This is a genomic window from Isoptericola sp. NPDC019571, from assembly GCF_044389385.1.
Classification (GTDB): domain Bacteria; phylum Actinomycetota; class Actinomycetes; order Actinomycetales; family Cellulomonadaceae; genus Isoptericola; species Isoptericola nanjingensis.
Window position 1 is genome coordinate 86,695 of sequence record NZ_JBIRXZ010000005.1, and the last position, 18,106, is coordinate 104,800.

General features: G+C 74.8%; 16 protein-coding genes and 5 tRNA genes. 7 read left to right on the top strand and 14 right to left on the bottom strand.

Features of this window, described 5'->3' with window-relative positions; all coding sequences use genetic code 11:
* Window positions 1–5: 5 nt before the first annotated feature.
* The 3 genes from ACH443_RS10575 to ACH443_RS10585 form a co-directional block, all read right to left on the bottom strand.
* Complete coding sequence (locus ACH443_RS10575) at window positions 6–1,265, bottom strand: thiolase family protein (protein WP_430590272.1); 1,260 nt, start codon at window positions 1,263–1,265, stop codon at window positions 6–8.
* Window positions 1,266–1,470: 205 nt separating this feature from the next.
* Entirely contained in the window at window positions 1,471–2,700 is a 1,230-nt protein-coding gene (locus ACH443_RS10580; RefSeq protein WP_430590273.1) for an HRDC domain-containing protein, read from the bottom strand.
* Window positions 2,697–3,356, bottom strand: a complete 660-nt coding sequence (locus ACH443_RS10585; RefSeq protein WP_430590274.1) for a DUF3000 domain-containing protein — start codon at window positions 3,354–3,356, stop codon at window positions 2,697–2,699. The genes ACH443_RS10580 and ACH443_RS10585 overlap by 4 nt, the downstream gene beginning before the upstream one ends.
* A 201-nt stretch (window positions 3,357–3,557) precedes the next feature.
* Between ACH443_RS10585 and gndA the strand changes: the two genes are divergently transcribed.
* From gndA to ACH443_RS10605, 4 genes are read left to right on the top strand one after another with little or no spacing between them, the layout of a single operon-like run.
* Complete coding sequence (gene gndA, locus ACH443_RS10590; RefSeq protein WP_429763709.1) at window positions 3,558–4,994, top strand: NADP-dependent phosphogluconate dehydrogenase; 1,437 nt, start codon at window positions 3,558–3,560, stop codon at window positions 4,992–4,994.
* The gene (locus ACH443_RS10595; protein ID WP_430556252.1) at window positions 4,991–6,322 is read left to right on the top strand and encodes a hypothetical protein; all 1,332 of its coding nucleotides are present in this window, start codon (window positions 4,991–4,993) and stop codon (window positions 6,320–6,322) included. The genes gndA and ACH443_RS10595 overlap by 4 nt, the downstream gene beginning before the upstream one ends.
* Complete coding sequence (locus ACH443_RS10600) at window positions 6,319–7,641, top strand: carboxylate--amine ligase (protein WP_430590275.1); 1,323 nt, start codon at window positions 6,319–6,321, stop codon at window positions 7,639–7,641. The genes ACH443_RS10595 and ACH443_RS10600 overlap by 4 nt, the downstream gene beginning before the upstream one ends.
* Window positions 7,638–8,384, top strand: a complete 747-nt coding sequence (locus ACH443_RS10605; RefSeq protein WP_430590276.1) for an aspartate/glutamate racemase family protein — start codon at window positions 7,638–7,640, stop codon at window positions 8,382–8,384. The genes ACH443_RS10600 and ACH443_RS10605 overlap by 4 nt, the downstream gene beginning before the upstream one ends.
* Before the next feature lie 88 nt (window positions 8,385–8,472).
* Here ACH443_RS10605 and ACH443_RS10610 read toward each other — a convergent pair whose 3' ends face one another.
* Window positions 8,473–8,970, bottom strand: coding sequence for a hypothetical protein (locus ACH443_RS10610; RefSeq protein WP_430590277.1), 498 nt, complete (start codon window positions 8,968–8,970; stop codon window positions 8,473–8,475).
* A 99-nt stretch (window positions 8,971–9,069) separates the two neighbouring features.
* Window positions 9,070–9,873 (bottom strand): dihydrofolate reductase family protein, encoded by an 804-nt coding sequence (locus ACH443_RS10615; RefSeq protein ID WP_430590278.1) that lies wholly within the window; start codon window positions 9,871–9,873, stop codon window positions 9,070–9,072.
* Between the two features lie 38 nt (window positions 9,874–9,911).
* Here ACH443_RS10615 and zapE point away from each other — a divergent pair, with 38 nt between their 5' ends.
* Window positions 9,912–11,018: a cell division protein ZapE gene (gene zapE / locus ACH443_RS10620; RefSeq protein WP_429763703.1), complete on the top strand. Its 1,107-nt coding sequence runs from the start codon at window positions 9,912–9,914 to the stop codon at window positions 11,016–11,018.
* 70 nt (window positions 11,019–11,088) lie between these two features.
* Here the strand turns inward: zapE and ACH443_RS10625 are convergent, their stop codons facing one another.
* From ACH443_RS10625 to ACH443_RS10660, 8 genes are all read right to left on the bottom strand, one after another.
* The gene (locus ACH443_RS10625) at window positions 11,089–12,600 is read right to left on the bottom strand and encodes a hypothetical protein (protein ID WP_429763702.1); all 1,512 of its coding nucleotides are present in this window, start codon (window positions 12,598–12,600) and stop codon (window positions 11,089–11,091) included.
* Window positions 12,601–13,197: 597 nt separating this feature from the next.
* On the bottom strand, window positions 13,198–13,509 hold the full coding sequence (locus ACH443_RS10630) for a hypothetical protein (protein ID WP_429763701.1): 312 nt from the start codon (window positions 13,507–13,509) through the stop codon (window positions 13,198–13,200).
* 14 nt (window positions 13,510–13,523) lie between these two features.
* Window positions 13,524–13,850, bottom strand: coding sequence for a DUF2277 domain-containing protein (locus ACH443_RS10635; RefSeq protein WP_429729700.1), 327 nt, complete (start codon window positions 13,848–13,850; stop codon window positions 13,524–13,526).
* A 109-nt stretch (window positions 13,851–13,959) separates the two neighbouring features.
* Window positions 13,960–14,034, bottom strand: a tRNA-Val gene (locus tag ACH443_RS10640).
* A gap of 42 nt (window positions 14,035–14,076) precedes the next feature.
* Window positions 14,077–14,149, bottom strand: a tRNA-Gly gene (locus ACH443_RS10645).
* Between the two features lie 226 nt (window positions 14,150–14,375).
* Window positions 14,376–14,450, bottom strand: a tRNA-Val gene (locus ACH443_RS10650).
* Window positions 14,451–14,458: 8 nt separating this feature from the next.
* A tRNA-Cys gene (locus ACH443_RS10655) sits at window positions 14,459–14,529 on the bottom strand.
* A 54-nt stretch (window positions 14,530–14,583) separates the two neighbouring features.
* A tRNA-Gly gene (locus ACH443_RS10660) sits at window positions 14,584–14,656 on the bottom strand.
* Window positions 14,657–14,782: 126 nt separating this feature from the next.
* On the opposite strand from ACH443_RS10660, the gene ACH443_RS10665 reads away from it, so the two are divergent.
* Window positions 14,783–15,904, top strand: coding sequence for a chorismate-binding protein (locus tag ACH443_RS10665; protein WP_429763700.1), 1,122 nt, complete (start codon window positions 14,783–14,785; stop codon window positions 15,902–15,904).
* A gap of 46 nt (window positions 15,905–15,950) precedes the next feature.
* On the top strand, window positions 15,951–16,553 hold the full coding sequence (locus tag ACH443_RS10670; RefSeq protein ID WP_430590279.1) for a dihydrofolate reductase family protein: 603 nt from the start codon (window positions 15,951–15,953) through the stop codon (window positions 16,551–16,553).
* Window positions 16,554–16,570: 17 nt separating this feature from the next.
* On the opposite strand, the gene ACH443_RS10675 is transcribed toward ACH443_RS10670, so the two are convergent.
* Entirely contained in the window at window positions 16,571–18,106 is a 1,536-nt protein-coding gene (locus ACH443_RS10675) for a multicopper oxidase family protein (protein ID WP_430590280.1), read from the bottom strand.

Here is an 18,106-nt window from a genome sequence, read left to right on the forward strand (position 1 = left end):
CGTGGTCAGTTCTCCTCGTCCGTCGCGGTCGTCGCGGTGGTGTGGCCGGAGTAGTCGGCGTGGTGCGGGTTCTCCCAGATCACGGTGCCGCCCTGGCCCAGGCCCACGCACATGGTGGTGATGCCGTACCGGACCTCGGGGTGCTGCGCGAACTGGTGCGCGAGCTGCGTCATGAGGCGCACGCCCGAGCTGGCCAGCGGGTGGCCCATGGCGATGGCGCCGCCGTAAGGGTTGACGCGCTCGTCGTCGTCGGCGATGCCGTAGTGGTCGAGGAAGCTCAGCACCTGCACGGCGAACGCCTCGTTGATCTCGAACAGGCCGATGTCGTCGATGGTCAGCCCGGCCTGGGCGAGCGCCCGGTCGGTGGCGGGGACCGGGCCGTAGCCCATGATCGACGGGTCGACGCCGGCGAACGCGGACGAGACCAGGCGCATCGCGACGGGCAGGCCCAGCTCGGCGGCGGTGTCGCCCGAGGCGAGCAGCGCGGCGGTGGCCCCGTCGGTCAGCGGGGACGCGTTGCCCGCGGTGACGCGGCCGCCCGGGCGGAACGGCGTCTTGAGGTTCGCGATGCCCTCGACGGTGGTGCCGGGGCGGGGGAGCTCGTCGGCGGTGGCCAGGCCCCAGCCCTGCTCGGCGGAGCGGACGGCGACCGGGACGAGCTCCGGGCCGACGTCGCCGTTGGCGAGCGCCTTGGCGTACTTGGCCTGGCTGTTGACGGCGTAGGCGTCCGCGCGCTCCTTGGTGAGGTGCGGGAACTTGTCGTGCAGGTTCTCCGCCGTGACGCCCATGTTGAGCGACTCGGGGTCCACGAGCTTCTCGGACAGGAAGCGCGGGTTCGGGTCGGCGTCGAAGCCCATCGGGTGGCGGCCCATGTGCTCCACGCCGCCCGCGATCACGACGTCGGCGCCGCCGGTCGCGATGCCGGCGGCGGTCGTCGTGACGGCCGTCATCGCGCCCGCGCACATCCGGTCGATGGCGAAGCCCGGGACGGTCTGGGGGAGGCCGGCGAGCATCCCCACGGTGCGGCCGAGGGTCAGGCCCTGGTCGCCCTGCTGGGTGGTGGCGGCGATGGCCACCTCGTCCACGCGCTCGCCCGGCAGCTCGGGGTGGCGGCGCAGCAGCTCGCGGACGGCCTTGACGACCAGGTCGTCGGCTCGGGTCTCGGCGTACAGGCCGTCGGGCCGGGCCTTGCCGAACGGCGTGCGCACGCCCTCGACGAAGACGACGTCGCGCAGCGCGCGGCGGGCCGGGTTCCGTGTGGTCATGGAAGCTCCATCCGCAGGCGGGGGTCGGGACTTCGGCGTCCGACGAGCGACGCCGCTCTCGGGCGACGACCCGGTAGGGCCGGCGCCGAGGTACACGCTACCGCGAGTACCGGGAACCAGGATAGACCACTCTGAGACCCCGTCTCACACGAGCTGTCAGGGCCAGGAGCACCACTACCTGCGTGTGGTCCTGACAGGTCGGGGGTCAGGAGACGGTGGAGAAGGCGTCCTCGAGGAGGGTCGCGACCAGCTCGATCTGCCACGGCCGGGCTCCGCGGCCCCGGAGGAACTCCGCGATCTCTGCCGAGCGGGCCGGGTCCGGCGGCGTCCAGCACAGGCGGCGCAGGGCGTCCGGCTGCAGCAGGTTCTCCACGGGCACGTGCAGGTCGCCGGACATCGTGGCGAGAAGGTCGCGGGCCGTCGTGAGCCGCCGGGCTGCGACGGGGTCTCGGTCGGCCCAGGTGCGCGGCTGGGGCGGCCCGTCGGTGCGCGGGCCGCGCTGGCTCGGCAGCCGGTCGTCGGGCAGGGCGAGGGCCTCGTCGATCGCGCGCTGCCAGGCGGGCGCGCGGCGGCGCGTGGCCTTCCCGGCGAACTCCGGCAGGGCGGTGAGCTGCGGCACCGTGCGCGGCAGCGCGCGGGCGGCGGCCACGATGGCGCGGTCCGGCAGCACCCGGCCGGGGGAGACGTCGCGGGCGCGCGCGCTCGCGTCGCGCGCCAGCCAGAGGCTGCGGACCACGGCCAGCTGGCGACGGTCGCGCAGCGTGTGCGTGCCGGACGTGCGCCGCCACGGGTCGACGCGCGGTGCCGGCGGGGGCGCGGTGCGCTCGGCCTCGAACTCCTGGGCCGCCCACTCCGCCTTGCCGTCCGCGTCCAGCCGTTCCGCCAGGCGGTCGCGCAGGTCCACCAGCACCTCGACGTCGAGCGCGGCGTAGCGCAGCCAGTCCTCGGGCAGCGGCCGCGTGGACCAGTCGACGGCCGAGTGCTCCTTCGCCAGGCCCAGTCCGAGCAGCTCGGCGACCACGGCGGCGAGCCCCACGCGCTCCAGGCCCAGCAGCCGGGCGGCGAGCTCGGTGTCGAAGACGCGCGCCGGCCGCAGCCCGTGCTCGGCCAGGCCCGGCAGGTCCTGGGAGGCGGCGTGCAGCACCCACTCGGCGTCGCCCACGGCGTCGCCGATCGCCGACAGGTCGGGCAGCGCGACCGGGTCGAGGAGCGCCGTGCCGGCGCCTTCGCGCCGCAGCTGGACCAGGTAGGTGGCCTGACCGTAGCGGTAGCCCGAGGCGCGCTCCGCGTCGGCGGCGACGGGGCCGGTGCCGGCCGCGAACCGCTCGACCACGCGGTCGAGGGCGGCCGGGGTGTCGACGACGCGCCCGACGCCGTCCGCCGGCTCGGTGAGCGGGACGACGTCGGTGGCGGTCGGGGGGACTGCTGAGCTCATGGCCCCACGGTATGCGGTCGGGACCCGGGGCGTGGGTGCCCGCGACCGCCCGAGCGTGCGGCGAGCGAGGCGACGCCGTCGGGCAGCGGGGGCAGGCCGCCGGCCGTCGCCATGAGGTCTCCCCACACGGCGAGGTGCACCCCGAGGTCGGTGTCGGTGGCCGTCCAGGACGCGCGGATCTCGAGGTCCACGGCGTCGGGCGTGGCGCCCAGCGCGCCGAAGCTCTGGGAGAGGACGCGCGTCACGGTGCCACCGACCGCGAGGGCGTCCACGCCCGCGGCGTCGAGCGACTCCGTCACCCAGGTCCACGCGACGTCGGCCAGCAGGGGATCGGCAGCGAGCTCGGGCTCGAGGGTGGCGCGCACCAGCGTGACGACCCGGAACGTTCCCTGCCAGGTCTCCTGCCCCTCAGGGTCGTGCAGGACGACGAACCGGCCCGTGGCGACCTCCTCGCCCCCGGGCTCGGCGACCTCGCCCTCGAGGGCCACCGAGAACGGGGCCACGCGCGTGGGGCCGGGGATCTCCGCCAGGTGCACCTCGCCGCGCAGCCGCCGCTCGCGCAGGGACGCCAGCGCGGCCGCGAACGGGGCGGGCACCTGCTGCCTGGGATCCTGCTGCGGATCCCGCTTCGAGTCACCCGTGCGATCGCCGGTCACGCCAGCCACCGTACGGCGCGGTGCGGTCGGTCGGGTGAAACGACGCACCGGGGGGCCGGTCGTGTCCGGATCGTGATGGTCCGTACACCTCGGCCGCTGCGACGACTACGCTGGTCCCGGCTCCCGGGCGGGGGAGCGTGCGCCAGTCGCCGCCACCCGGCCGCCCGACCCGAACCGAGAACCGACGGAAGCAGGGAAACGATGACAGCTCGTGCCCAGATCGGCGTGACCGGCCTTGCGGTGATGGGCCGCAACCTCGCCCGCAACTTCGCGCGGCACGGCTACACGGTGGCGGTGCACAACCGGTCGTACGCCAAGACGCAGTCGCTGATCGCCGACGCCGGGCACGAGGGCGACTTCGTCCCGTCCGAGTCGATGGCCGACTTCGTCGCCTCCCTGGAGCGGCCCCGCAAGGTCGTCATCATGGTCAAGGCGGGCGCCGCGACCGACGCCGTCATCGACGAGCTCGTGCCGCTGCTGGAGGAGGGCGACATCGTCGTCGACGCCGGCAACGCGCACTTCCCCGACACCATCCGCCGCGAGAAGGACCTCAGCGCGAAGGGCCTGCACTTCGTGGGCACCGGCGTCTCCGGCGGCGAGGAGGGTGCGCTCAACGGCCCGTCGATCATGCCGGGCGGCACCCGCGAGTCGTACGCGAGCCTGGGCCCGATCCTCGAGGACATCTCGGCCAAGGTCGACGGCACGCCGTGCTGCACCTACGTCGGCCCCGACGGCGCCGGGCACTTCGTCAAGATGGTGCACAACGGCATCGAGTACGCCGACATGCAGCTCATCGCCGAGGCCTACGACCTGCTCAAGCAGGGGCTGGGCGCGTCCGCGGCCGAGATCGGGCAGATCTTCGCCGAGTGGAACACCGGCGACCTCGAGTCGTTCCTCATCGAGATCACCGCCGACGTGCTGCAGCACGTCGACGCGGCCACCGGCAGCGCGTTCGTCGACGTCGTGCTCGACCAGGCCGAGCAGAAGGGCACCGGCCGCTGGACGGTGCAGAACGGCCTCGACCTCGGCGTGCCGATCACCGGCATCGCCGAGGCGACGTTCGCCCGCGCGCTGTCCGGCTCCGTGCCGCAGCGCGAGGCCGGCCGCGCCGCGCTGCCCGCCGATGCCGGGACCTGGGAGATCGCGGACCGCGACGCCTTCATCGAGGACGTGCGCCTCGCGCTGTACGCGTCGAAGGTCGTCGCGTACAGCCAGGGCTTCGACCAGATCGCCGCCGCCTCCGCCGAGTACGGCTGGGACATCGACCGCGGTGCCATGGCCCGCATCTGGCGCGGCGGCTGCATCATCCGCGCCCGCTTCCTCAACCGCATCACCGAGGCGTACGAGCGCGACGCCGCGCTGCCGCTGCTGCTCGCAGACGAGTACTTCACGAACGCCGTGGGGAACGGCCTCGCCGCCTGGCGTCGGGTCGTGTCGCAGGCCGCCCTCAACGGCGTCCCGACCCCCGCGTTCTCCTCGTCCCTCGCCTACTACGACGGCGTGCGCGCCGAGCGGCTGCCCGCCGCGCTCATCCAGGCGCAGCGCGACTTCTTCGGCGCGCACACCTACCGCCGCACCGACCGCGAGGGCACCTTCCACACCGAGTGGTCGGCAGACCGCTCCGAGCAGGAGGCATGAGCGCACCCGTGAGCACCACCAGCACCGACGCCGGCCCCGGGTTCCAGCCCGTCATCGTCGGCTCGGACATCGGTGTGTACGCCCTCGCCCGCTCGTTCCACGAGCGCTACGGCGTGCGCACCACCGTCGTCGCCTTCGCCGAGCCGGGCCCGATCGCGCACTCGCAGATCATCGACACCGAGCTGTCCGGCACCGCGCCCGAGCAGATCGTCGCGGCGCTCCAGGACGTCGCGGGCCGGATGTCGGCCCCCGGCCGCACCCTCGTGCTCCTCACCAACATGGACTGGGTGGTGCGCGTGCTCGTGCACCACCGCACGGAGCTCGAGGCCGCCGGTTACGTCGTCCCGTTCGCGGACGCCGCGCTCATCGACCGGATCTCCGACAAGGCGGAGTTCCAGGAGGTGTGCGCGGAGCTCGGGATCCCGACGCCGGCCACGGTGATCCAGGACTTCGCCCGGGCGGCCGAGCCCGGCTGGGAGCCGCTGCCCGTCGGCTTCGACTTCCCGGTCATCGCCAAGCCCGCGAGCAGCGCCGACTACCACGACGTGCAGTTCGCCGGGAAGAAGAAGATCTACGAGATCGCGACGCCGGCCGAGCTGGACCGGCTGATGATCTCGCTGCGCGAGGCCGGCTTCCGCGGGCGCTTCCTGGTGCAGGAGAACATCCCGGGTGACGACACGCGGATGCGGTCGGTCACGGCGTACGCCGACTCGAGCGGGAGGGTCACGCTGCGCTCCTCGGCGCAGGTGCTCCTCGAGGAGCGCACGCCGGCCGCGCGGGGCAACCCGTCGGCGATGATCGTCGAGCCGATCGACGAGATCCTCGACGCCGCCCAGCGGATCCTCGAGCACACCGGCTGGCGCGGGTTCGCGAACTTCGACGTCAAGCTCGACCCGCGCGACGGCGTGTTCAAGTTCTTCGAGCAGAACCCGCGCATCGGTCGGAACAACTACTACCTCACCGCGGGCGGGCAGAACCCGACCGAGGCGCTGGTGGACGACGTCGTGCACGGCGTGCGTCGCGAGCCGGTGACGGCGGACCGCGAGGTCCTGTACGCCGTCGTGCCGAAGCGGTTGCTGCGCTCGTACGTGCTGGACCCCGAGCTGCGCGCCCGCGTCGTGCGGCTGCAGCGTTCCGGGCGCACCGTGCACCCGCTGCGCTACAAGGCCGACGCGTCGCCGCGGCGCCGCCTGTACGTCCTCACGGCGATGCTCAACCACGTGCGCAAGTACCGGCAGTTCTACCCGGCCGACGCGCTGCGCCGGAACTACGCGGCCAACAGCGCGGCCGGCACGTCGTCGACCACCGGCGCCAAGGAGGCATCGTGACGCAGACCCCGCAGCGGCGGCTGCAGCCCGTCGTCCTGGGCGGCGACATCGGCGCGTACAGCCTGGCCCGGGCGTTCCACGAGGCGTACGGCGTGCGCTCCGTGGTGGTGTCCGGCGCGTCGACGGGCCTGGTGCGGCACTCGCGCATCCTCACCCACGTGGCCGAGCCGCGGATCGACGACCCCGAGGCGATCGTGGCGCGCCTGCGCCGGATCGCGGACGAGCACACCGACGCCGACCTGGTCGTGGTGGGCTCCGCCGACTGGCTGGTGCGGATGCTCGTGCAGCACCGCGACCGCCTCGAGGACCGCTACCTGGTGCCCTACGTGGGCGAGGAGCTGCTGCTGCGGCTCACCGACAAGGAGGAGTTCGGGGCCCTGTGCGCCGAGCTCGGCCTCGCGCACCCGACGACGGTCGTGCACGACGTCGCGTCGGGCAGCGAGCCGGACACGAGCGGGCTCACGTTCCCCGTGATCGCGAAGGCGGCCAGCACCGCGGCGTACCACGACGTCGAGTTCGCGGGGAAGAAGAAGGTCTTCCTCGTGGACACCCGCGCCGAGCTGCTCGACCTGCTCGGGCGCGTGAAGGACGCCGGGTACGTCGGCTCGTTCGTGGTGCAGGACTACATCCCGGGCGACGACTCCGGCATGCGGATCCTCACCTGCTACAGCGACGCGCAGGGCAAGGTGCGGTTCTCCTCCTTCGGGCACGTCCTGCTCGAGGAGCACGCCCCCGGTGCCCTCGGCAACCCGGCCGCGATCGTCACGGGCACCCAGCCCGAGGTCGTGGAGCAGGCGCGCCGCCTGCTCGAGCACGTCGGCTGGACCGGCGTCGCGAACTTCGACCTCAAGTACGACCCGCGCGACGGCCGGTACGTGTTCTTCGAGCTCAACCCGCGCCTGGGCCGCTCGAACTACTACGTCACGTCGACGGGCGCCAACCCGGTGAAGTTCTACGTGCACGAGCACCTGCGCGGGCTCGACCCCGACCCGCGCGCCGCGCTCGGGCCCGACGTCCCGCTCTCCGGCGACGGCGAGGTCACCACGGAGCACCTGTACACGGTGCTGCCGGGCGCCCTGCTGCGGCGCTACGTCGCGAACCCCGCGATCCGCTCCAGGACGCGGCGCCTGCAGCTGACGCGCCGTGCGTCCAACCCGCTCTGGTACCGCAAGGAGTGGGACCCCCGCCGGGTCGCGTACCTGCTGGTGGCGCAGCTCAACCAGTTCCGCAAGTACGCCAGGCACTACCCGGTGGCGCAGTCGCGGGCCCTCGCCTGGACCGGCCCGGCCGCACGGCAGGGCACCCGGGAGGGCGCGTGACCCCGGAGGCCGGGCACGACGCCGACGGGGCGCTCGACGACCGCCCCGTCGGCGTGATCGGCGGAGTCGGCCCGTTGGCCACCGCCTACTTCCTGCAGCGGGTGGTGCAGCGCACCGACGCCGAGCGGGACCAGGACCACGTGGACCTCGTCGTGCTCAACCACGCGACCATCCCGGACCGCACGGACTTCGTGCTCGGGCGGTCGCCCGCCGACCCGGGCCCCGTGCTCGCGCGGGACGCCCGGCGCCTGCAGGACTTCGGCGTGCAGTTCCTCGTCATGCCGTGCAACACCGCGCACTACTTCACCCAGCAGGTGCTCGACGCGGTGACGGTGCCGTTCGTCTCGATCATCGACGTGACGGTCGCGGCGGCGCGCGAGCGGGTGCCCGGCCTGCGGCGCGTCGGCCTGCTGGCCACGGCGGGCACGGTCGTGTCGAAGGTGTACGACGACGCGTTCGCCGCCCACGGGATCGACGTCGTCGTCCCGGACGCGGCGGACCAGGACGTCGTCAACGCGGTGATCTACGACCAGGTCAAGGCCGGCCGGCCGGCGGACCCCGACGCGCTGCGCGGCGTGGCGGCCCGGCTCGTGGAGCGCGGCGCGTCGGTCGTCGTGCTCGGGTGCACGGAGCTGTCCGTCGCGGCGGTCGACCACGACCTGCTCGACGAGGAGCCCTTCCTCGACTCCATGGACGAGCTGGTGCGCGCGACGATCACGGGTGCCGGGCACCGCGTGCGCTGACGCTCCGCACGCCGCACGGCACGCACGAGGGCCCCGTCCGTCCGCCGGACGGGGCCCTCGTGCGTGTCAGGGTCGGAGGGGACCGGCCTCAGTCGCCGATCTCGCTGGTCCCGGCGTACAGGTGCAGCACGGGGACCTGCAGGTGCTCTCGCGCGCGCGACGCCCAGTCGGAGCGGAAGGTGTCGGCGACCACGTGCGGGTAGGTCACCACGACGACGTCCTGCACGGAGTCCGCGCCGCCCTGGGCGGCGACGGCGGCGCTCAGGGCGGGCAGCGGGTCCTCCTCGGTGACCGTGCCCTCGGCGGCTGCACCGGCGGCCCGCAGCGCCGCGAGGGACCGCTCGAGGCGCTCTGCGGCGGTCACCTTCGCCTGCTCGGGCGTGGGCTCCTTGCCCACCAGGTCCTGCCCGGCCTCGCGCAGCTCGCCCACCCACAGGTGGTCGATGATCGCGGCGACCACGTTGCGGTCGGTGTCCGAGGGGACGAGCACGCGATAGCGCTCGGCCTGCTCGTCGTGCAGGGACAGGATGTGCGCCACGTCGGCGTCGGTGAGGGCGTCCTCGGTGAGGACGACGGTCGTCGGCATGCCAGCACCGTAGCCACCCGGGGCCGCGGATGCGAGGCCAGGCGCCTGCCGGGGGCCGGGACGTGACGCGTGCCTCTCCGCCGCCGTTCCCGGGATCGCTCAGCGCAGCAGCCAGCGCGCGACGAGCGTGCCCGTGCTCGGCGCGTGCAGCAGGTGCGCGAGGCGGGCGGGCGTGGGCGGTGTCGCCGGCATCCCGGCCGGCGCAGGGGCCTCGCCGGGGGCCCCGGCGGGTGAGGCGGCGACGATGCGGGAGGGTCCCGGCCCGACGAGGCACGGGCTCGTGGTCACGCACAGCTCGTCGACCAGGTCGTCTGCGAGCAGGGCGGCCAGCAGGGTCGGCCCGCCCTCGCACAGCACGCGACGCAGCCCCCGGTCGGCGAGAGCGGCGAGGCCGGCGCGCAGGTCCACCTCGTCGGGGTCGTGCGCCGACGCCACCGTGAGCACCCGGTCGGCGGGGACCATCCGGCTCGCGGTCCGCGCGCCGGCCTCGCCGGTGAGGACCAGCGGCGGCCGGTCGCCGTCGGCGAGCTGCTGCGGCACGCGGCCGGAGCGGCTGACGAGCGCGAGCTCCAGGGGACGGTCGCCGGCGGCGCGCAGGCTCTCGGGCCGCTCGAGCGCCGTGTAGCCCTCGTGCCGGGCCGTGCCCGCCCCCACCAGCACGACGTCGGCCGCGGCGCGCAGGACGCGGAACACGCGCCAGTCGGCGTCGTCGTTGATCGAGCCGGACAGGTGGTCCGGGCCCCACGCGCCGCCGTCGACCGTGCTGACGAAGTTGGCCCGCAGCCGGGCGCCCGACCCGGTGCCCTCGTCGTACAGCGCGGCCAGCCGGGTCTCGGCGGGGTCGGCCGGGAGATGCTCGGGTGCCGGGACGAGCAGGTCGAGGGGCGTGGTGGCAGATCTCACAGCGGTCAGCGTACTGACGCGGCGTAGCCTTGACGGTCGTGACGCTCACGCAGGACGAGGACCGGGACCAGGACACGGGCGCGGACGCAGTCGCGACGCCCCCCGCCCGGGGCGGCGCGGTGCCGTCCCTGTCGGCCGTGCGCCCGACCGTCTCCCCGGGCCGGCTGCTCGCCGACCTCGTGCCTCCGCGCCACTTCGCCGAGGCGCGCTTCTCCACCTACCGGGCCGACCCCGCCCACCCGAGCCAGACGACGGTGCCCGCCCGCCTGCAGGAGGTCGCGCGCGAGATCGTGGCGCCCCGGTCCTCCGGGCTGAAGGCGCTGTTCGGCCGGCGTCGCGCGGTGCCCGCGGTCTACATGGACGGCGGCTTCGGCGTCGGCAAGACCCACCTGCTCACCTCGCTCGCGCACGAGGTCGCCGCGACCCTCGGCGAGGGGTCGGTCGCGTACGGCACGTTCGTCGAGTACACGAACCTCGTGGGCGCCCTGGGCTTCCTCCCCACGGTCGAGGCGCTCGCCACGCGCCGCCTGGTCTGCATCGACGAGTTCGAGCTGGACGACCCGGGTGACACCGTGCTGATGTCCCGGCTGCTCCGCGAGCTCGCGGACCGCGACGTCGCCCTCGCCGCGACGTCGAACACCCTGCCCGAGGCGCTGGGCGAGGGCCGCTTCGCGGCCGAGGACTTCCTGCGCGAGATCCAGGCGCTCTCCTCCCGCTTCGAGGTGCTGCGCGTCGACGGCGAGGACTACCGGCACCGCGCGGTCGTGACCGAGGCGTCCCCGCTCGCGGCCGACGTCGTCGCGCGCGCGGCGGCCGACCACCCCGGCGCGGTCCTCGACGAGTTCGACGGGCTGCTCGCCCACCTCGCGACCGTGCACCCGAGCCGCTACGGCGCCCTCCTCGACGGCGTGGAGCTCGTGGCGCTCACCGGCGTGCGCCCCGTGCAGCGGCAGGAGGTGGCCCTGCGTCTCGTGGTCCTCGTCGACCGCCTCTACGACCGCGACGTCCCCGTGCTCCTCGCCGGCGACGGCGCGCAGCACCTGTTCTCCGACGAGATGCTGCGCGGGGGCTACCGCAAGAAGTACTTCCGGGCGCTCTCGCGCCTCGGCGCCCTGGCGGAGGAGGGTCGGCGCCTGACGGCGTGACGGCCCCCTGACGACCGCTGACGACGCCGGGACGGCTCGGTGACGGCCCGCCCGCGGCGAGCCGTGGCCGCTACGGCTCGACCGGGCCGGCGTGCAGCACGGCCGGGGCGCGCGGCGGGATCCGCAGGACGCCGTCCGCGAGCGTCGTCCCCTCGGGGTCCCAGGCGGCCAGGACCTCCGTGCCGGCCGGCAGGGAGGAGACGTCGACGTCCGCCGGCTCCGTGCCGGTGACCAGCGCGACGGCGGTGCGCCCGCGGCGGCCGAGGAGCGTCGTCCCCTCGGTCCGCACGTCCACCGGAAGGTCTCGGTCCGCCGACGCGGCGGGGCGCAGGGACAACAGCGTCCTGGTCCAGTCGACGAGACGCCGTGCCCGCTCGTCCCTGGCGGGGACGGGGAGGTGCTCGGTGTCGAGCACCGGCGGCGTCCCGGCGAGGATCGCGAACGTCAGCAGGCACGCCCGGTCGTCGTCGGTCGAGCCCGAGGCCTCCAGGGAGGGCTCGCCCGCGTCGGGCGTCCACGGGACGGAGCGGTTCGCGGCGGGCAGCCGCGTGAGGTCGCGCACGAGCACCGCGGAGGCCCGCTGCGCGGCGCGGTGCGCCCGTCGCAGGCTGGGCGGACGCCACGGTGCCGTCGTCGGGGGGAACACCTCGTGCGCGAGCCGACGCAGGTCCTGGACGGCGTCGGCGTCGCCCGGCGCGGCGAGGATGTCGTGCACGACGGTGGTGAGCCGGTCGCTGCGCCCCGGCCCGTCGACGAGGAGGTGGAGCCGGCGGCCGAGCTGCTCGCCGAGGTGGTGCACGTCCTCGGCGAGCTCTCCGAGGAACGGCACCGCCGAGCGGTCCACGAGCGCCTCGACGTCGAGCAGCAGGCCGTCCACGTGGAAGTCGCGCAGCCAGCGCTCGGCGTCGGCCACGAGGAAGTCGCGCGGGCCGCGGCTCCCGCTGCCGTCGAGGTTGATCCGCGGGCTGTCGGAACCCGGCGGGCCCGGCCGCGCGCCGGTGCGGGGACCGATCCGCGAACCGGTGGCGTAGGGACCGAAGGCGTGCAGGCCGAGGTCGTCGGCGACGGCCCACCGGTGGGGCGCGTCCAGGACGACGGCGAGCCCGCACCGGTGCGCGCGGTCCACGAACCGGTGGAGCGCGCGGGGGCCGCCGAGCGGCTCGTGCACGGCGAACAGGCGCACGCCGGCGGCCGGGCCGCGGTCGGGGTCGTGCGCGGCGACGGGGGAGAGCTCGACGCCCAGGACACCGGTCGCCGCGACGTCCTCCAGGAGGTCGGCGGCCGCGTCGAGGGTGCCGGCGGCGGTGAACGTGGGCAGGTCGACGCGCAGCAGCGCGCCGGTGTCGAGGTCCACGCCCCGCCAGGCGCCGTCGGTCCAGCAGAACTCCTGGTCCAGCACCCGCGAGGGGCCGTGCAGGCCGCGCGGCAGCCAGGCGCTGCAAGGATCCGGGACCGGCGGTCCCCCGTCGACGGAGAAGAGGTAGTCGGTGCCGGGCGTGAGCTCGGCGTCCGCGCGCCAGTACCCGGGCTCGTGGGCGCCGACGAGGCGCAGGGGGAGCCGGGAGCCGGACGCCGGAAGCACGACCTCGACCGTGTGGGCCCGCGGCGCCCACACCAGCGGCCGGGGCCCCGGCCAGCGCTCCCGCGTCCCGGGGAGCGGGGGAGGGGTTCCGGGTGCCGCCCTGTCGGCAAGGCCTGGATCGGCAGCGGTCACGGCGGACACTCTAGCCACCGGAGGCAACCTTCGCGGCTCCGGGTCCAGGTGCCGGATGTCGCGGGCGAAGGTGGCGCGCAGCGCTCGTCCGGCCGGCGTCCGGCGCGCGTGCAGGCGGAGATCCTGCCGAGCTGTCCGCGTTAAATAGTGTGCCAAGCGCGAGCGCGGCACACCGCCGGCTGCTAGACCTTGGCCATGAGCACGGATGGCACAGGCACCCGACCCACGGTGCCGGTGGACAGGTTGGACGAGTCGATCGCCTCGCAGGCCAGGCTGGCACCCCGGCGGCGCCCGCTGGGCGATCGCGACCGGGACGCCAGGTCCGGGGGAGACGCGGCGAAGGCGCCTGCGTCCCTCTCCGCGGCGGAGCTCGGCCCCATCGAAGGCGCCTCGAGCGGAGTCTCCTGGGACGACCCGGACGAGCTCTGACCCCGAGCGTCGACGCGACCCCGAGGGCGCCTGGCGTCAGCGGGGCAGGCGGTCCGCGCCGACGGGGACCAGCCGCGGCATCCCGGCGGGGGCCACACGGCTCAGCGCGACGTAGCGCGCCTCGGCGCGGTGCAGCCTGATGTGCTCGTCGAGGGACCAGTCCGGCCCGTTGGTGAGGACCATCCCGCAGGAGCAGTCGATCTCCACGGCGCCGCCGTGGCCGTGCCGGACCTGCCCCACGGTGACGTGCGACGCCCGGGCGTGCGCCTTGGCGCGGTGCATCGTCGCGGAGACGGGGTCGGGCGCGGTCGGCGGCACGTCGACGGGGGCGGGGAGGGGCTGATCCACGCGGGCGAGCCTACCTAGTGGGTGTGCGCGATCCCGAGCTCGTGCATCCGCTCGTGCTCCTCGCGCGCGGCCTGGCGTGCGGCGATGCGCGCCTGCACCTCCTCGCGGCGCAGCGGGGGCACGGTCTTCGGGGGCTGGCGTCGCTCGGGGAGCTCGCCGAGCAGGCGGGTGACGATCTCCGCGATCTCCGCGGTCGCCTGCTCGCACGGCTCGCGGGTGGCGGCGCTCGCCGAGCGCTGGACGCCCGTCACCTTGCGGACGAACTGCTCCGCGGCGGCCCGGATCTCCTCGTCGGTGGCGGGCGGCTCGAGCCCCCGCAGGGTCGTGATGTTGCGGCACATGCTCTCGACGCTACGCCGCGGGGGTGACGAGGGCGACACCCTGCGGAGAGAGGGGCCCGAGGGCGGGTACGCGAAAGGCCGCCCCGGGCGAACCGGGACGGCCTCGTTCTGGTGGGCGATACTGGGATCGAACCAGTGACCTCTTCCGTGTCAGGGAAGCGCGCTACCGCTGCGCCAATCGCCCGTACGGCTGCTGCGCTTCCCGCGAGGGAAATGCAGAGCTCGGAGCGGATGACGGGACTCGAACCCGCGACCCTCACCTTGGCAAGGTGATGCTCTACCAACTGAGCCACATCCGCGCGACCGGGTCGTTCAGGATCGCTGTCCTGGCCTCCCGGCGCCTGAGGAACATTACTCGACCTTCGGCGCGCTGGTCCAATCGCGGCCGTGTGACCTGCGACGCTGCCACGGCTCCGGCCCTCGGTGGCGCGTCGGTGGGCACGCCGATGGGCACGTCGGAGGGGCTGGCCCGTGTTCCGGGAACGACGAAGCCCCGACCGGATCCCGGTCGGGGCTTCGTGATGCTGGTGGGCGATACTGGGATCGAACCAGTGACCTCTTCCGTGTCAGGGAAGCGCGCTACCGCTGCGCCAATCGCCCGTGCTGCGAGGTGGGTACGGGATTCGAACCCGTGTATACGGCTTTGCAGGCCGCTGCCTCGCCTCTCGGCCAACCCACCTTGAGACGTGCTCTCTCGACGCTCGACGTGAGTCGATCAGAGAGTGGGCCTCCGAGCGGATGACGGGACTCGAACCCGCGACCCTCACCTTGGCAAGGTGATGCTCTACCAACTGAGCCACATCCGCACGACCAGGACCAGGACACCCTGCGGTGCCCGCCGTTCTGGCGCGCCCCAAACATTAGTGGACCCCTGGCGGTCCGTCCAATCGCCCCCGCCCGGAGCTCCGCGCGGGACCCGCTAGCGTGCTCGTGTGCACGAGCCGACCTCCTGGGCCGCGTTCGCCGGCCGCCGTGCGTCGCGCGCCGTCGAGTGCGTCGACCTCTCCGAGCAGCCGGAACGGCTCGACTCGGGGCTGTGGTTCGTCGTCGCCGACTTCGAGGCCGACCTGGGTCGCGACGGCGCGACGCGGCCGGGCGGCCGGGCCCGCGCGTGGCGGTTCGCCGACGTCGGCCCCGCGCCGGCGACGCAGAGCGACCCCGGGCCCTGGCACGGCCCGGCGCCGTCGTCCTGGACCAGCTCGCTCGACCGCGACACGTACGTGCGCGCCGTCGCCACGGTCCGGGACCGGGTGCGGCGCGGCGACGTCTACCAGGTCAACGTGTGCCGGGTCCTGTCCGCGCCGTTGGCCGCGACGGACGCCGGCGCCGTCGTCGAGCCCGACGCCGCCGCGCTCGCCGCCCGGCTGGCGGCCGGCAACCCCGCCCCCTACGCGGCCGCGGTGCACGTGCCCGCCGCGACCGGGCTCGACCCCGTGTGGGTCGTGAGCGCGTCGCCGGAGCTCTACCTCTCGCTCGAGGCCGCCCCCGGCGGGACGGCGTCGCTCGCCTCGGGCCCGATCAAGGGCACGGCGCGCACGCCGTCCGGCCTCACCGCCAAGGACCGCGCCGAGAACGTGATGATCACCGACCTCGTGCGCAACGACCTGCAGCGCGTCTGCCGCCCCGGCACCGTCGACGTGACCGACCTGCTCTCCGTCGAGGAGCACCCCGGGCTCGTCCACCTCGTGTCCCGCGTGCGCGGAGAGCTGCTCGCCGCCGGCCCCGGGCTCTGGGCGCGGGCGCTCGAGGCCACGTTCCCGCCGGGGTCGGTCTCCGGGGCGCCCAAGTCGTCCGCGCTGCGGCTGATCGCCGAGCTCGAGCCGACGGCCCGCGGGCCCTACTGCGGGGCCGTTGGCTGGGTCGACGGCGACGCCGGGCGTGCCGAGCTCGCCGTCGGGATCCGCACCTTCTGGTGGGAGGACGAGGGCGACGGCGGCGTCCTGCGGTTCGGCACCGGCGCCGGGATCACGTGGGGGAGCGACCCCGGTCGGGAGTGGGACGAGACGGAGCTCAAGGCGGACCGGCTGGTGGGTCTCGCGACGTCGGAGCGGTGAGTCGCCGCACCGATGAGTCTCCGTGCCCGGCGCCGTCTCCCCGTGCATGACACAGGTGACGTGCGACCTCGGCATCTCCCTCGACGGCATCTCCGCGGGGGTGAACCAGTCCCTCGACCAGCCGTTCGGCGACGGCGTCGGCGACGGCGAACGGATCATGCACGCGTGGATGTTCGACAACCCCGACGACCACCGGGCGGAGCTCGACGCGATCACCGCGGCGGGCGCGTTCGTCATGGGCCGCAACATGTTCAGCCCCGGCCGCGGGGACTGGGACCTCTCGTGGCGAGGCTGGTGGGGAGAGGACCCGCCGTACCACGCGCCGGTCTTCGTCCTGACGCACCACGAGCGCGACCCGATCGAGATGCAGGGCGGCACGACGTTCCACTTCGTGACCGGCGGGCCGCAGGAGGCCCTCGCCCGGGCGCGCGAGGCGGCCGGCGACCAGACCGTGTCCGTGGCCGGCGGGGCGACGACCGTCAACCAGTTCCTCGCCGCGGACCTCATCGACGAGCTGCGGCTGCACGTCGCGCCCGTGGTGCTCGACGTCGAGGGGGTGCGCCTGTTCCAGGGCGTCGGGACGCACGACCTGCGCATCGTGTCCGCGCGCGTCACGCCGGAGGTGACGCACCTGGTGCTGCGCCGCTGAGCACCACCCGGCGCCTGTCACTCCGGGACGTTGCCGCTGTCGTGCCCCAGCAGGTACGGCGTCGTGACACCCGCGTACATGAGGTGCGCCACGAGGCCCTCGGTGGCGTGCGGCAGGTTGTGGCAGTGGTCCATCCAGATCCCCGGGTTGTCCGCGAGGAACGCGACCTCGTAGACCTCGCCGTCGGCCACCTCGAGCGAGTCCGTCCACCACGGGCTGCCGCTCGCGGCCACGCCGTCGCGGGACAGCACCACGACGTGGTGGCCGTGCAGGTGCATCGGGTGCGGGGCGCCGCTGCGGTTGTCGATCCGCATGCGCACGACGTCGCCCTCCGCCACCTCGAACATCGGGACGTCCGGGTAGGTGTGCCCGTTCACCGTCCAGTGCATGCCCGGCTTGCCGTCGAGGAACCCGGGCGCCCGGCCGATGACGTAGTCGAACGAGCGGTCGGCCGCGCCCGGGTCCAGGCCGAGCGGCGCCGGCGTCCCGTAGGTGAGCAGGTCGAGGGTCGCCGTCGGGCGGGCCGTCGCCGAGGACGCCGCGCCGTCGGGCCCGACGACGACGGCGGAGGCGCCGCCCAGCTCGACGCGCGCCGCCGAGCCGTCCGCCGGCGCCACGACGAGCAGGTCCGCGCGCCCGCCGGCCGGGACCACCACGGCGCGGTCGCGCACCTCGGGCGGGCCGTGCACGTCGGTGCCGTCGACGGCGAGGAGGCGGAACGCAGCCCCGCCCACCCAGACCGGCAGGACGCCGTTGTCGGTGTTGATCACCCGGACGCGCGCCGCCGTCCCCGGCGGGACGTCGACCGGCAGGTCCCCGGTCGCCCCCTGCACCGTGCGCCGCGCCCCGTACCGGTGCACCAGCGCCGGGACGTCGACGGCGTCGTCCAGCAGCCTCGCGACCTCCGGCCCGCCGACCGGTCGGGCGTCCCGCCGCGGGGACACGACCACCGCCCCGAGCAGCCCCTTGCGCACCTGCTCGTGCGAGACCTGGTGCGAGTGGTACCAGAAGGTGCCTGCGTCGGCGACGACGAACCGGTACGTGTGCGACCCGCCGGCCGGCACGGCGTCCTGCGTCACGCCCGCGACGCCGTCCGCAGCGTTCGGCACGTCGATCCCGTGCCAGTGCAGCGTGGCGCCGCCCGGCACGCTCTCGTTGACGAACCTCACCTCGACCACGTCGCCCTGCGCGGCGCGCAGCGTCGGGCCGGGGGTGGTCCCGTTCACCGTGTACGCGTCGGTCGCGACGCCGGGAGCGAGCTCGACGCGCTCGGCGCGTGCCGTGAGGGTGAGCGCCACGTCGGCAGGGCCGGGCGGGGCCACCAGGGCGTCGACGCTCGTGGCGGCGGCCGCGGGCCCGCCGCCGTGGCCCGCGTGCCCCTCGAGCGTCGTGACGCGCGGCCCGCTGCCCCGCTCGAACGCGCCCGCCTCCGAGACGGAGAACCGGCCGGGCGTCCTGCTGGTCTGCCAGAGCAGCAGGAGCGGGACCAGGACGGCCGCCGCCGCCAGGCCGGCGACGACGCGCCGCAGGACCGGTGAACGGTCGGCCGTCAT